10 protein-coding genes are annotated in these 16,639 nt (G+C 32.6%); 1 reads left to right on the top strand and 9 read right to left on the bottom strand.

What is annotated here, in order from left to right; translation table 11 throughout:
* Positions 1 to 107: 107 nt before the first annotated feature.
* From scfB to ald, 7 genes are all read right to left on the bottom strand, one after another.
* Positions 108 to 1,514 carry a thioether cross-link-forming SCIFF peptide maturase gene (gene scfB / locus ACLBXA_RS21545; protein WP_277489876.1) on the bottom strand — a complete coding sequence of 469 codons (1,407 nt, stop codon included), beginning with the start codon at positions 1,512 to 1,514 and terminating at the stop codon, positions 108 to 110.
* A 60-nt stretch (positions 1,515 to 1,574) separates the two neighbouring features.
* On the bottom strand, positions 1,575 to 1,736 hold the full coding sequence (gene scfA / locus ACLBXA_RS21540) for a six-cysteine ranthipeptide SCIFF (protein ID WP_000821353.1): 162 nt from the start codon (positions 1,734 to 1,736) through the stop codon (positions 1,575 to 1,577).
* Positions 1,737 to 2,357: 621 nt separating this feature from the next.
* Positions 2,358 to 5,093 carry a putative mucin/carbohydrate-binding domain-containing protein gene (locus tag ACLBXA_RS21535; RefSeq protein WP_447617448.1) on the bottom strand — a complete coding sequence of 912 codons (2,736 nt, stop codon included), beginning with the start codon at positions 5,091 to 5,093 and terminating at the stop codon, positions 2,358 to 2,360.
* Between the two features lie 190 nt (positions 5,094 to 5,283).
* Positions 5,284 to 7,524, bottom strand: coding sequence for a M60 family metallopeptidase (locus ACLBXA_RS21530; RefSeq protein ID WP_277489871.1), 2,241 nt, complete (start codon positions 7,522 to 7,524; stop codon positions 5,284 to 5,286).
* Between the two features lie 632 nt (positions 7,525 to 8,156).
* Positions 8,157 to 9,539, bottom strand: a complete 1,383-nt coding sequence (locus ACLBXA_RS21525) for an amino acid permease (protein WP_061660510.1) — start codon at positions 9,537 to 9,539, stop codon at positions 8,157 to 8,159.
* A 94-nt stretch (positions 9,540 to 9,633) separates the two neighbouring features.
* Positions 9,634 to 10,635 carry a bifunctional threonine ammonia-lyase/L-serine ammonia-lyase TdcB gene (gene tdcB / locus ACLBXA_RS21520; protein WP_029442949.1) on the bottom strand — a complete coding sequence of 334 codons (1,002 nt, stop codon included), beginning with the start codon at positions 10,633 to 10,635 and terminating at the stop codon, positions 9,634 to 9,636.
* A complete protein-coding gene (gene ald / locus ACLBXA_RS21515; protein WP_071714106.1) occupies positions 10,632 to 11,744 on the bottom strand; it encodes an alanine dehydrogenase in 1,113 nt (370 codons plus the stop codon). Before ald ends, tdcB begins: the two co-directional genes overlap by 4 nt.
* Positions 11,745 to 12,407: 663 nt before the next feature.
* Between ald and ACLBXA_RS21510 the strand changes: the two genes are divergently transcribed.
* Positions 12,408 to 13,763 (top strand): APC family permease, encoded by a 1,356-nt coding sequence (locus ACLBXA_RS21510; RefSeq protein WP_097925525.1) that lies wholly within the window; start codon positions 12,408 to 12,410, stop codon positions 13,761 to 13,763.
* 175 nt (positions 13,764 to 13,938) lie between these two features.
* On the opposite strand, the gene ACLBXA_RS21505 is transcribed toward ACLBXA_RS21510, so the two are convergent.
* Positions 13,939 to 14,991: a Fic family protein gene (locus tag ACLBXA_RS21505; protein ID WP_447617447.1), complete on the bottom strand. Its 1,053-nt coding sequence runs from the start codon at positions 14,989 to 14,991 to the stop codon at positions 13,939 to 13,941.
* A 567-nt stretch (positions 14,992 to 15,558) separates the two neighbouring features.
* Entirely contained in the window at positions 15,559 to 16,503 is a 945-nt protein-coding gene (locus ACLBXA_RS21500) for an L-lactate dehydrogenase (RefSeq protein ID WP_001038829.1), read from the bottom strand.
* Positions 16,504 to 16,639: the final 136 nt, after the last annotated feature.

Genomic DNA, 16,639 nt, shown 5'->3' with positions numbered 1-16,639 from the left:
ATGGCTATCTTCTTTTAAACTCATTTATTCTAAATTGGACTAAAGAATTCTTGTTTGTAACTATCTTTATAAATTTATGCTATAACAACACTTGTGCACTTTTTTATTTACTGAACCATGCCTTGTTCTTCCTTCTTCATAGCTCTAATGGATTGAGCTACTTTAACCATCATAGAACATTCTATTCTCTTTCGGAAGATTTTACAGCTGAACTCATGTGTTCCCTTAAGAGAACCCGTTGCATGTATTGTATTAGCTGGACAACCGCCACTACAGTAAAGCTGTGCCCAACATTCCTGACATTCCGGTTTTGAATAGCAATTACTTTCCTTAAACTGAGACTGTATCTCTGCTTTTATAATGCCATCCCATATATTCCCCATACTATATTCTTCTTCTCCCACAAACTGATGACAAGGAAATATCTCCCCCCACGGGGTAATAGCTAGATATTCAGTCCCTGAACCGCAACCAGAAATTCTCTTTTGAACGCACGGACCTTCTGAAAGGTCGAGCATGTAATGATAAAATGTAAAACCATTTCCTTTTTCCTCACGGTTTAGCATTTCTTTCGAGAGAATTTCATACTGATTGTAAATTTCCAGCAGGTCTTCTTCACAGAGCGCATATGGTTCTTGGGGATTACAGATAACAGGTTCCATTGAGATTTTGTTAAAACCTAAGTCAGCGATGTGATAAATATCATTGGTAAAATCAACATTATTATGGGTATAGGTTCCACGTACATAGTATTCTTTATCTCCACGCTTCTCAACAAACTCCTGGAATTTTGGAACGATATGATTATAGCTACCTTTCCCATTGACAGTTTTACGAAGATAATCATAAACTTTTTTTCTTCCATCAAGGCTTAATACAACATTGTGCATTTCTTGATTTAAGAATTCAGTAATTTCATCATTAAGCAGCATACCATTTGTAGTAAAGGTAAAACGAAAAGTTTTTTTGTACTCTTTTTCTTTATTTCTTGCATAGGCGACAATCTGTTTGACAGTTTTCCACGCCATGAGTGGCTCCCCACCAAAAAAATCAACATCGAGATTTCGATGATTACCTGAGTTTTCTAATAGAAAATCTATGGCTCTTTTTCCAACTTCAAAACTCATTATGGCTCTATTTCCATTGTATTTTCCTTGGCTAGCAAAGCAGTATTCACACGACAGATTACATGTATGCGCGACATTAAGGCAAAGAGCTTTTACATAAGTGGGACGATTTATCAAATCAATTGAAAGGTCCCTATAATCATCTTCGGTAAAAAGCTTCCCATCTCTTTTTAGTTCTTCAATATCCGCAATTGTTTCTCGAATTTCCTTCTTGGAAACGTGGAAATCATATTTATACTTTTCCTGCATTATTGACAGGATTTCTTCCATAGGAGTATTCTGATATAGCATAATTATTTCATAAGCAAGATTGTCAACGACATGTACGGATCCGCTATAAGTATCTAACACGATATTGTATCCATTTAATTTATATTGATGAATCATACTGGATAACCAAACTCCTTTTTCATAAAGATTGCCACCTAAATAAAATATAATTGAATACTATACTTCTTGTTTCCTATTTATTGTATTTTCACACTTTTGATTTGCAACTCCACATGAGGTTTTACAAGCAGACTGACAAGATGTCTGACATGCACCACACCCACCATGTTTTATAGTATCTTGCAGTTTACAAGTGCTCAGTGTTATAATTCTTTTCATTGTTTATAACCTCTTTTGAAATAATTTTGAAGAACTAAGGTATATGATTGTGAAAAAAATCACAATCATATACCTTAGTTCTTCAATTTCCCACAAATTATTATTAATATCCTTATATATTAACGAATTACTTTATTTTACGTTCCTTTCTTTTAACCTTAATTTAAAATATCACGAGAAGGTTAAATATTATCTATTTAACAATTACATATCGCAAAGCTACATATAGAATAATATTTATTGTAATTATTTATACATTCATAAATGCGGTACGTGAAATTACAACATTTATCTTATAATAAATATGGGCGTTTATAACTTTGTGCTACAACTATAAAAAGTCAATCCCATTGGAATTGACCTTTTATAAACTGTGGCAACAGAAGGATGTCATAAAACTAGGATTTGATATTGTAGCATTTCATTTGTGAAAAGTATAACATGATTAACTAAGAATAGATGTGTCAATCCTTGGAACATTAGCTATAACTTGATTTTTTGAGTATATATAATAGTTAGTGGGGCTATAGAATTCATCCTACATCACTATTAATAATTAACGTTTTTTAATAATAAAAAAGGATGTCTAAAAAACACTATTTTTTTAGACATCCTTTTTATCTATTTTATTAATAATCCTGTAGGAGTAACTTGATATGTTTTTTTCTTGCCTACAAATTCCTGTTTACTATTCTCAAGATTAGTAAGTGTGGCACGGGTCTTTTCCTTCTGTGCTTCTCCCTCTATATGAGTAAACTCAATATAATCCCCTACCTTAACTAGAACGGTTTGGCTTTCAGCATTTTGTTGTCTATTCCCTACAATTTCTTTATTGTACAATATATTGCCCGATGAGTTTTGAACTTTAATACTTGCATACGTACTAGTAAAATAGGAATGAGGGATACCCGCTTCTAATTTAATCTGCATTTTTTCTGTTGCTTTGTTATACTCTACTTTTGCGATTTCTCGATCATTATACCCCTTTAAAGACCAGGTAAATTGATTTCCATCTAAAACTGTTGTTTCTGGCATTTTTTCTACTTTCTTCAGGCCTTCTTTTGTCACTTGATATCTTGCTGTCTTTCCAATGGTTTCATTTTTGTTATTTTCAAGGTTAATTAAAGTTGCTCGCGTTTTTTCCTTTGTTGCTTCCCCTTCTATATGAGTAAGTTCAATGTAATCCCCTATTTTCACGGGCACAGTTTGACTTTCAGCATTTTGTTGTTTATTTCCCACGATTTCCTTATTGTACAGGACGTTGCCAGAAGAATTCTGGACCTTAATACTCGCATACGTACTAGCAAAGTAGGAATGTGGTACACCTGCTTCTAGTTTTACCTTCATCTCTTCTACCGTTTTATCATAATCTACTTTTGCAAATTCTCTATCACTATATCCTTTTAATGACCACGCAAACTTGTTTCCTTCTAAAATTGTTGCTTCTGGCATTTTTTCTACTTTCTTCAGGCCTTCCTTTGTAACTTCATATATGGATTTTTTTCCAAAGCTCTCTTGTTTACTATTATCTACATTTGTAAGAGTAGCCCTATGTACACCTTCTAGATGTGTTAACTCGATATAATCGCCTACTTTGACTGGAACTCTTTGCGATTCAGCATTTTGTTGTTTGTTTCCATAAATGTCTTTATTGTATACTACTTTTCCTGTTGCATTTTGTACTTTAATACTCGCATACGTTTCATTAAAATAATGATGCGGTACGCCTGCTTTTAAGTCGATTTGCATTTCTTCTGTTGACTTATTGAAATTAATTTTTGCAAACTCAAAATCACTAATTCCTTTTAGTGACCATGCAAACTGCTTTCCTTCTAAAATACTAGAAGAGTTCGGTATATCTGAATTAAAACCTAAGTTATTTAATATAGATTTTAAATCAGGTAAAACACCTATTCTATCATTCCAAGGATCTTGAGATTGTGTTCCTGTATTTGGATTACTTAAAATATTTCTTAATTCGGCTGGTGTATAAGGAGAACCTCGATGTTCTTTAGCAATACCTTGAATCGAAGTTGCTGCCCCGGCAATAATTGGTGAAGCACTTGATGTTCCACTAAATGTTGATGTATATAAATTTGTAGTATTTTGATTTGGATTTGCTGATGTTGTATCAACATTTTCTCCCCATCCATATACATCTAATCGACTTCCATAATTTGAAAACCATAAACGTTTATGTGGAACAGTTGATGATCCCGCCCCAACCATAATAGCACCTGAATCCTTGAAGTCTGGACTATTTCGATTTAAGATCTTTTTTCCATTACGATCTTTAAAATTATCTAAGTCGTTTGAACCATTTGCGCCAGCTTCTATAATAATAATCCCTTTATCTGCACCAACACGAATTGCATCAAAAATATCTGGATGTACTTCTACAGGTAAATATTTATCCCCATACCCATCATACGAAGCTTGTGCCTCTAATAAAAGAATATCTCCCGCTTGTAAATTATGTACAGCACTTAAAATAGCATCCGCCGTATTATAAATTCCATTATCCCTGATCTGGGATATTACTTTTACATTTGCTTTTGGTGCAATTCCAATATTTCCAATTTGATTATCTTCAGATGAAACAATTCCTAATACAGAAGTACCATGAGCTCTATGCTGGCTTATATTTTGTCCCGACATAAGCTTAATATTTTTATTGACTAAATCCTCATGGTTCAATAACCATCCATATTCCATATCCACAAAAGTTGTATCCTTCCCATCACCACCTTTAATGCTCCAAGCATGCGGGGCATTAATTCCCTTTGGTGCCGCTTCAAGATATCCTTGATTTTTAAATCTAGGATCATCGTACGGATTAACAGATAAATTTGGTAACTGTATTTCAGGGGGTGTCAAAATTTGTTTTTCTTGTATATAAGCCTCCTCTACGAGAGGAGATGTTTCAAATTTTTTCAGTAATAATTCTATTTCTATGTTATTAGGAGCTTGTACAATATAATAGTTTAATAAATTATTAGCTGATTCATTAGCAACTGATTTAGATTGTACTGATAACTTTTCAATCTCTATCGGATTTACAGATGAGAACAGACGATTTAAAGTAAGTTCTGTATTTTCGGAAAATAACTTCTTTAAATTGTTATCATAATCTCCACTTTTTATTCGTTTTTCAATACCATCTTCATAAGGTAAGTCAATTTGATTTTTAAACTTTACAATTAATCTTTCTTCCTGTGAATCTCTTTCTTTATATGTGACATTATAAGATTCAGCGTAAACTTTATTATGAATACTATTATTTTGTAGAATTAGATCTGTTCCTACAAATGTGGTCATTGCAATTGATGAAATTAGAAACCCTTTGAATATGTTCATACTATACCCGCCGATCTATATTCTCTTGAGAATTTTTTAATGCGTATAATGGTTAAGATTTTTATATAATATATAAATCTATAATTTAACTTTTGTAGTGAAATCTATCAAAATTCAAGCAACATCCAGTAAACCTTTAAAATACTGCCCCAATTTATGTTATTCTATCTTCACATCTGATTCTTACATGTTATTTTATTGTAAGTGCTTTCCATAAAGATAACGCAAATATCCAATTCGGGTCACCATTTCCTTGATGATTTTGAACCGCTTCATACACTGTTCCTTGATGTTCTACTTTATCGCCCTTTGTATATGCCTTCTTTGGATCCCATGTTTCATAAGATACATTTTGATCTTTGGTTTTTACCGGAAGCATTTCACTTTGAATAGATGTATTTCCAGCTGCATCTATAGCCTTCACTGCATATTTATATTCCTTATTAGCTGTTAAGTTTTGATCAATAAATGTCGTTCCTTGTACGGTTTGAATCAATTGTCCATCACGTAATACCTGATATTCTTTTACACCTATATTATCTGTAGAAGGATTCCATTTTAGCTCTACACTGTTAGAAGTAAGGTTGCTTGCATATAATCCTTGTGGCTGTGTGGGAGCTTCTGTATCTGGTTCCGGATTAACAATTTTATCTACTTTCTTCAATCCCTCTTTTGTAATCTCATACACCACTTTGTTCCCAAAACTTTCCTGGATACTTTTTTCCACATTTGTAATAGTAGCTCTATGTACACCTTCTAGATGTGTTAATTCAATATAATCTCCTACTTTTACCGGAACTTTGGCTTGCTCAGCATTTTGTTGCTTATTTCCATAAATCTCTTTGTTATATACCACTTTACCTGATGTATTTTGCACTTTAATACTTGCATATGTACTATCAAAGTAGTTATGTGGTACACCTGCTTTTAGATCTATTTGCATTTCTTCTGTTGATTTATTTAAATTTACTTTTGCAAATTCAAAATCTCCAATCCCTTTCAGCGACCATGTAAACTGGTTTCCTTCTAAAATATTATTTACATTAGGCTTATCTGGTTTAATTGGATTAGAATCCGTACCCTTCCAAATCTCTGCTGTTAAAATTGAATATCCTAATGCAGCTACTTTTTGAATGGTATCATTATTTGGACGTAATCCCCACTGCTCAAAGAAAGGAATCAAATTTTGTTTGGCTACTTTTGATGCTGAAATCATAAATAATTGTTTTTTATTTTCATCAGTTTGTGGAAGTTCACTTGAAGGCATATCTCTATACAATTGATGCAATTTAGGATAGAAATCCTCTCCATACGCTAACTGTAGTTGCCAAAGCATAACAAGCTTTACAAAAACATCGCTAATTTCATCATAATTTTTATTCACTTGTTCTAGATATTGAAATGCTTTTGGATAAATTCCACTTTTCTCTAAGTTGGATGGTTGGTTAAATGCTTTTTCTACAGAAAGGCTGTATATATTATTTTGCACTTCTGTCATATTATAAAACTTCCAGGGCGATTGTTGTCTCAAATGTCCTGCCTCATGCCAAGGGCCCCAGCCATCTGTTACAAATTTATTAATATCTAACACGTATTGGATTGCATCTCCTACATATGCTGTGCGATAAGAAGTTGCATACATATAATAATCAGGAGAATGATTTTCTTCTACGTAATGAACATAATGTTTATCTACTTGTTCTTCAGATAATCCAGCTACTTTGTCTTGAATTCGAGTAGCTTCATCCATCTTTTTCAAGAGTTGTACAGGATCTGTATTAGAACCCAACAAATATTTCTTAACACGTGCAGGGCTGGCCGTAATTAATACACGTTCGCCTTTTAACTCCACTGCATGTGCATTAGGATACTGGTCCAGCATGTTTATTAAATCTTGTTTCGTATGCTTTCCTAGTTCAAAGAAAGGCGTAATCGTTCCACCTGCTGTGATTGTTGTTCGAATGGTACCACCTTGTTGTTTATTATAAAAATAAATCATCCCCCCATTTGGAGATTGGATTGTGTTTATACCAGGTTTTAATGTAAATGATTTTATCTTAGAATCTTCTCTCCAAGAAGCATCATACGAATACGTTCCAATATATACCTGAATATCTTGATTACCTTCTACATTAATCGTTATTTGTTCATTTGGCTTTGCATATAAACCAGTTGGTTCATATGGACTAAATGCCATATTTTTTCTTTCCTGTTGTTTCAGTACCTCAACATCCCCTTTTCCTGGGACTGTAAATGTTCTATTTTCTGATTTAACTGATTTTTCACTTTGCAGTGATGTCGATAAATTTTTTTGCTGCTGCGTTTCCTCTGCAAAGACATCTGATGAAGAAGCCATTCCAGAAGCAATTATAGTTAATGTTGCAGTAGCTACTAGTATTCTTTTGGTTTTATACTTTGATTTATTCCCCATAGTATCTCCCTCTCATTTCCTTGATCAATTTAATAGTTTTGGTTTCTTTAGCATGTACTTACGTGCAAAAACAGTTCATGAACTTGTATTTATTACTTTTTTACATAGTCCTCCCTTATTCTATTTATAATTATATTTTGATATTATTTTATGACACATATTAATACAACTTTATAAAATATCAATCAATAATGAGCTTTTATGTTTTGATTTGGTATTCTTAACTATCTTATAAGTCAAATAAATTACATAAAGGTATTCATTTCGTATGAATACTACGTTAAATCAAATTATTTTCAGATTAATAATTCACAAAAAATTAATATTATGTAAAATCCTATCAAGGAAATAAATACAAATTGATTTGTCATATATACATTGAAATCACTAAGACATTTACTATCATCCGAATAATTAATTCCTTTTTCTATTTCAATTTAATTTTTTAAGTTATTAGGAGATAAAAAAGCGAATCTATTTTGAAAATAGATTCGCTTTTTTACGTATAACATAAACTTTCAAGTTCTTTTAATTGAACTTTTTATAAAAAGAAAAGGTACTTCCCAAAAGAGAAGGATCCTACTTGCTCAAACATGTAGGTCGTGATAACCTTTGTCTCTAATATATCTCATTTATAGTTTGTTTAATTGACTATGTCTTTTAGAATACATAAAATATACTATTATCCCTATAAATAACCAAATGCCGAAATAAACCCAGGTTTTTAAAGGTAGATTTACCATTAAAAATAAGCAACATGTTATTGAAATAATCGGTAAAATTGGTACCAGTGGTACCATGAAACCACGTTTTAAATTTGGATGTGTTTTACGAAGAATAATAACTGACACACCAACCATCGCAAATGTTAATAACGCTCCAATATTCGCTAAATTCGATAATTCTTTTAAATCGATAAATCCAGCAATTAAAGCACTACCAATACCTGTTAACCAAGTTGAGAATACTGGTGCTTCTGTCTTCTTATTAATTTTCGCAAACGATTTTGGTAATAAACCGTCACGACTCATCGCAAAGAATACACGTGTTGTTGCATAAATGTAAGCGAAAATTACAGCCATAATACCAATTACAGCTCCAATTGCGATTATACCCGCTACTTTATCTTGTCCTACAACTTCTAATACGTAGGCCATTGCTTCTGGTACATCTAATTCCTTATAAGAAACCATACCAGTCATAACAAGGCAAACTATAACATAAATAATTGTACAAATAACTAGCGAAGCAATAATACCAATCGGTAAATCACGTTGTGGATTTTTTACTTCTTCAGCAGACGTTGCTAACGCATCAAATCCTAAAAAGGCAAAAAACACTGCAGCTCCTCCGGCAAAGATTCCGCTTATACCATAAGGTGCAAACGGGATCCAGTTTTCTGGTTTTACGTAAAATATACCAACTGAAATGAATAAAACAACAATACCAATTTTTATTAATACCATTGCGTTATTCACTCGCTTACTTTCTTTCGTTCCTTTTGATAATAACCAAGTTAATAACAAAGTAATGATTACTGCTGGTAAGTTAACGATTCCACCTTGTGTTGGAATTGTTAAAAGTGATTTTGGTATCTCAATCCCAAACCCGTTTAATAAGTTTTGAAAATAGCCTGTCCATCCACCCGCTACTGCGGCAGTTGTAACTATATATACAGACAATAAAGTCCATCCCATTAAGTAGGCTACAAACTCACCAATCGTCGCATATGAATAGGTGTATACACTACCAGAGACTGGAAGAGCAGATGCGATTTCCGCATAACATAGGGCTGCAAACCCACAAACAATTGCAGCAATCATAAATGAAAAAATAACTGCTGGACCCGCATCTCTTGCGGCTACTAATCCAGTTAATACAAGTACTCCTGTACCAATTATTGCACCAATCCCTAGCATGGTAAGATCAAATGCTCCCAATGTTTTTGTCAAAGTCTTACTTTCACCATCTTCTAATAATTTCCTTACTGATTTTTTCCTAAATAAATTGGCCATAACACACGCCTCCATTTATTAAAAAAGGAGCTAAGATATCGTCTCCTAGCTCCCCTTAAGTAAAATAATTTTATTTTATAAGATTATTCAATCGTTATTTTACCTCATTGGCAACAAAGAAATGCTCACATACAGTTGAAATACGTTTTAAATCCACATTGCCACCTGAAATAACCGCTACTACTTTTTTACCCTGTACATATTTATCAACTTTGCCTGCCAGAAGTGCAGCTGTGGCTAACGCTCCCGCTCCTTCTACGACAGCCTTTCCGCGTTGCAATAAGTCTTTCATCGCTACTTCTAATTCTTCTTCCGATACAGTTACAATTTCATCTACTAGGTCTTTTACAATTTCAAAAGTTAAATTTCCTGGTATTTTTACCGCACAACCATCCGCTATTGTTGGTGCTTCATAGTGTTCTAAAATTCTCCCCGCATCATAAGAAGCTTTCATTCCATGAACATTATCTGCTTGAACCCCAATAATATTAATGGAAGGATTAAATGATTTCAGCGCTACAGCAATTCCTGAAATAATTCCTCCTCCACCAATAGGTACAATAACAGTATCAACATCCCACATATCATCCAGAATATCTAACCCAATTGTCCCTTGGCCAGCCATTACTTCTACATCATCATATGGATGTAGGTATGTTTCGCCTGTTTCTTTTATAATTTCTTCACATTTCGCTTTTGCATCATCAAATGTATCACCGTATAAAATAACTTCAGAACCATATCCTCTCGTCGCATCCACTTTAGCTTGCGGTGCAGAGGTTGGCATCACAATTTTACTTTTGATTCCTAATAAATGGGAAGATAATGCAACACCTTGTGCATGATTTCCAGCTGAACAAGCGATTACACCACGTTCTTTCTCTTCATTTGTTAGTTGGGAAATTTTATTAAATGCACCACGAAATTTAAATGAACCCGTTAACTGCATGTTTTCCAGCTTTAAATAAATTTCTCCACCCGTTTTACTAGTTAAATAGAAAGATTTAACCAAAGGTGTTTTTCGGGCATTTACATCAAGAATTTCTTTGGCTTTTTTAATGTCAGTGATATCTAACAATACTTTTTTGGTAATCATACTAACACTTCTTTCAATTCTTTAAAGTCCAAACCTAGCGTCATACCTAAATTTTCGTAGGTAATAATACCTTTATATACATTTACCCCAGATGCTAATGATGATTTATTTTGAATTGCATTTTCTAATCCATCTTTAGAAATTGCTAATAAATACTCAATATTTCCATTTGCCAACGCCATAGTTGAAGTACGTGGGGTGGCACCAGGCATATTTGGTACTGCATAATGAATTACGTCATGTTTAATAAATACAGGATTATCATGAGTTGTATAATGATCAATAGTTTCTACTGTACCACCTTGATCTATTGCGATATCCACAATGACACTTCCTGGCTTCATAGATTGAACCATATACTCTTTAACAATTTTAGGAGGGCGAGATCCTGGTATTAAAATTGTTGAAATAAATAAATCTGCTTCTTTAATCGTTCGCTCTAGATTTTCAGTATTAGATTCAATTATATTTACTTCTTCTGTTGCGTATTGCTTTCTTAAATATGCAATTCTTTCTTGATTAACCTCTAGGATTGTAACACTACATCCAATTCCAATTGCCATATCACAGGCATTAGTTGCAGCATTCCCTCCACCTAGGATTACAACTTTTCCGGCTGGGATTCCCTCAATACCTGATAATAAAATCCCCTCTCCTTGATGTTGTTTTTCTAAATAATAAGCTCCCATAAATACCGCACGTCTTCCAGCAATTGCACTCATAGGTTTTAATAATGCTAAATTTCCATCCTCACTAATAGTTTCACCAGCAATCGCAGTAGTACCAGCATTTCTCATTGCTTCTACACACTCTTTCGACGCAGCCAGATGTAAAAAGCCCCAAACGATTAGATCCTTTTTAAAGTAATGGTATTCTGCAGGTAGTGGTTCTTTTACCTTTACTACCATATCAACATCCCATGCCTGGCCTTGATTTACTATGCTTGCTCCTGCACTTATATATTCATCATTTGTATAACCAGAACCTAATCCAGCATCTTTTTGTACTAAAACTTCATTTCCAGCTGAAACTAATTTTTGAACATTTTCTGGAGTCATCCCTACACGAGCTTCCCCTTTTTTTATCTCTTTCACTACACCAATTTTCATATCTACACATCCTTTTTTAGAGTGAGTTATAAATTAAATTAATTATTGTCAGATAAATATAAGATTCTAAATATTCATCCTTACAATATTTTTCAAATATAATTTAATTTATAACATTGGATTGCACCTACAAGATACCATTAGTAAAAGTAAGAGGTCAACAATTTTGTGAAACATTTCACAAAATGTTTTATTTAGTTGATTTTCTATATTTTATATCGAAAATATGATTGAATCCCTCAATACTTTGTGATATTCTTCACAAGAATATATCTTCTCTTTTGAATTTCGATTTACCATTTTACTATATCAAAATATTAAAATACCTCATTTATTCTTATTATTCATATAAAAGAAATCTCGTTTTTAACTTCATGTTTCGGGTTAAATTAAAGAATTTCTTTTAATGTATAATTCATTGAATTTTACTCGCCTCAAATCATGTGAAAATTTTCACATGATTTGAGGCGAAATTAAACTTTCTTTACTTATACGTTTAATTTCTTTTTTATTTAGTATCTGAAATGTATTCAAATTCTCTAGCTGGTAAGGATGAGGGGCGGCTATTTGTATGGATACAGGATATACTATCAAATAATTTAACAAACAGGATAAAGAATTCATAAGAGAATTTATATATTTTTCTAATTGGGAGTGATTATTTTGTCACAACAACAACTAAAAAAGGATATTGGTTTCTTTGCAGCATTAACCACAGTTATTGGTACCGTTATCGGCGCCGGAGTATTTTTCAAGCCCACTGCATTATATGGAGTAACAGGAACAGCTAGCCTAGGATTACTTGCATGGGTAATTGGTGGTATCTTGACCGTTTGCGCAGGACTAACTGCTGCTGAACTATCTGCCGCTATTCCTGAAACGGGGGGAATGATGGCATATTTAAAGAGGACTTATGGAAACTTAACTGCTTTCTTGCTTGGCTGGGCACAAACTGTCATATACTTCCCTGCAAATATTGCAGCTCTTGCTATTATTTTCGGGACACAAACGGTTAGTTTATTTGGCCTAAATGTTAATGAACACAAAATGCTAATTATCGCAATTGCAATTATCACAGCAACATTTGTAACTCTTATGAACTTTTTAGGAGCTAAAGCAGCTGGTGGAATCCAAATGGCTTCGACTATATGCAAATTGGTTCCATTAGCATTGATTATTATTTTTGGATTACTACACAAAAGTGACGTTACTTTTCAGCTTTTTCCAATTGAGGCAGGGCCGAACAAATCTATGATATCTGCCCTTGGATCTGGTTTACTCGCAACAATGTTCGCCTATGATGGATGGATTCATGTAGGGAATATTGCTGGAGAAATGAAAAACCCTAAAAAAGACTTACCTAAAGCAATCGTATTAGGATTATCAACAGTAATGGTTGTTTATTTATTAATTAATGTCGCGTTTCTAATGGTCATGTCTGCCACATCGCTCGCAGGTACTGATACACCCGCTTCTCAAGTAGCTACAATTCTTTTTGGAGCTATGGGAGGAAAACTAGTTACCATTGGCATTTTAATTTCCGTATTTGGAACGATTAATGGTTATATTATGACAGGAATGCGAATTCCTTATGCCATGGCTATTGAGAACAAACTACCATTTAGTAAATGGTTTGCTACACTATCTAAAAATAGTCGGGTCCCTTATAATTCTGGTCTATTTATGCTATTTATTTCAATTATTATGATGGCCGTCGGCGGATTCAATACTCTTACTGATATGTTGGTATTTGTAATATGGATATTCTACACAATGACATTCCTTGCTGTATTTATCTTACGAAAAAGAGAACCTGATCTTGTACGACCTTATAAAGTTCCATTATATCCTTTTATACCATTAGTTGCTATTATTGGCGGATTGTTCATTGTTATTAATACCTTATTCACTCAACCTCTACTAGCTTTATGTGGAATAGGTCTAACAGCACTCGGCCTCCCTATTTATTACACTATGCGTAAAAAGGTACAATTTGGTTTAGAAAATCATAACGAGTAGACCAGTCTTTCTTAAAGATGTGATACAAAATTTTATGATTAGATTGCAATTAATAAATAGTCTATTTTACTTCTTTATCCTTCTAAAAGATACATTAGTCTAACAAATAATAAACAAGGAGAACCCTTTTTGGGTTCTCCTTGTTTATTATTTGCCAGTGTTCTAGTTTTTTACCCTAAGTTAATTTACGCTTTATCCATGTTGCATTCCTACCTTTAGAAACCAATTTAATATATCCCTGTGAATTTAAAGCGTGTAATGTTTTATTTATAGTACTTTCACTTATGTCTGGATGCATGTTTCGAATATTTTCTTTAGTAAAAGGATGATTTTGCCTGTCTATGTATTTCTCAATTCTTTTTCTTTTAGTATGAGTGCTTATACAATTTTTTATTAAATTACCTAATTCTTCATATGCATCTAAAACAATATTTAAAAAAAGTTTCATCCAGAAAACTACATTATGATCTCCTTGATGCCAATTAGCTGCAGATTTATACAGAGCATCATAATAATCTGATTCATATTTTTTAAAATATTTCTCTATACATGTATATTTTACAAATGTATATCCACTTTCAATTAATAACCATTGAATTAATATTTTTGCTAACTTGCCATTCCCTTTATTAAATGGATAAATACATAGGAAATTTAATATAAATTGAGGAATCAGTAGGAGCGGATGAAAATTCCCTTTAGCCCTTAATGTATTATATTGTTCGCATAGCTGATACAAATATTGCGGAACCATATCATATAAAACAACTGTACTTAATTTGGATTGATTATTTAACATTGGAATACACGATAATACAAGTTCGTTTTTTCTCCAATTACCACTTTCAGACGTTGAATAATTCAGTAATTGGAAATGCAGTTCTTGAATTGTTTGTGGTTTAATAGGCAGTTTGTGATTTTCTTTTTGCACAAGTTCTAATGTTTTGCAATAACAAAATAAAGCGTCCTCTTCCAATGTTTGAGGGCTAACATGATTAGAAACAAATTTTTTCAACTGTTTATTTGAGAATGTAAACTTGTCATATATATTAGGAAAAGTTTTAATATATTGTAGGGATATACTCTTTTCCAAAAGATTAAAGATCTCTGGTTTTTGAGTTTGATATGCTGATATTTCTCCTTTATATTCACTGATTTTACTTATAATATTTATTAGTTCCCTTTTAAATTCTAAATTTGTATATTTTTCTTCAAAGAAATTTCTCATCTCGTTCCCTCCTTTCCCTACGGTTTATTGCCAACTTTGTATGCTCCATTATCCCCCTAATTTTCACATTTCCTACTGTATGCTTATTGTTTTATAAATGCCCATTAAGGATGTAATTAAACGGTAGCCAGATGCACACAGGGACCGCTCTCTTCTTATTAATGTATGTATTAGATTGCTAATGTTAATTAATAAATAAAAAGGCACTCTCTTAAATTTTTAAAAAAGTGCTTTTTATTTAATCAAATTTGTCTGCATTTAGTGCCTTAATAGAAAGTATACCAAAAAGGTATCAATCCTTTGTGAAAGACATAACATATTTAGCTATAAATAGTTATGTTGATTCTAAAAATGTTCAATCTTGATATGTTATGAACTAATATCATGAAGGCCATTAACTTCTTAATAATGTTTATAAAATGATTCTTTACAAGGCGAAAGTACTGTATTTCAGTTTAAACAAACATTTTTCTATAGTATTTAATTTCAGATTACATTAGATTAGATACATTTAAACTTTTGCCAAGCATTTATATATCCGACATAATATAATAAGATAAATTCACCTTATAGTATTGGTGACATGGTTTCTTTTAATGTATGTACAGAATGATTAAAGTTAAACTTTTCTTCCTCATTTAACTCAATTTCTATAATTTCCCGAATACCTTGACGATTTATAACAGCAGGAACTCCTATATATACATCATTATGACCATATTCATTTTCAAGGTATGCAGATACTGTTAATACACTATTTTCATGATGTAGAATTGCCTTTGTGATACGTAATAAAGACATTCCAATTCCATAACAGGTTGCTCCCTTACGTTCAATTATATGATAGGCCGCATCACGTGAACGAACAAAAATTTCGTCTAAGTCACTTTGATTATACTGACTTTTATTTTCTAAAATGGTTTGTAGCTTTTGAACGCCAACTGACACATGACTCCAAACCGGAAGCTCCGTATCACCATGTTCACCAATTATATAAGCATGAACATTATGAGAATCGATTTCAAAATATTCTCCTAACATGTAACGGAAACGTGCAGAATCAAGTGTTGTACCTGAACCAATTACGCGTTCTTTCGGCAATCCAGATTCTTTCCAAGTTACATATGTTAAAATGTCCACTGGATTTGTTGCAATTAAGAAAATACCATCGAATCCGCTTGACATGACATTACGTATAATTTCTTTAAAAATCTTAGTATTTTTTTCAACTAAGTCTAAACGTGTTTCACCTGGTCTCTGTGGCAATCCGGCTGTTATTACAACAATTTGTGCATCTTTACAGTCCTCACAGCTACCCTTCCATACTTTTGTTGGTGATGGTGAAAAAGGAATTGCATGACTTAAATCCATTGCTTCTCCTTCTGCTCTTGCTTCATTTACATCTACAAGAACGAATTCTTCTGCCAACCCCTGATTAATCATACAATATGCATAACTACACCCTACGGCCCCTGTACCAATTAAAACTACACGATTAATATTTTTATTCATTTATAGATCCCTCACTATTTATGTTATGTTTTTGTGCATTGTTGTTATTCTAATAAAAAGAGATTTAATTGATTTTGAATAAACAAATAATGAACTCGAAATACATTAATGTTCAATACCACATAGTTAAACTTAA

It is taken from the genome of Bacillus sp. D48C (genome assembly GCF_053345735.1).
The sequence above is the reverse complement of the archived record's forward strand: the minus strand, read 5'-3'. Positions and strand labels throughout refer to the sequence as shown.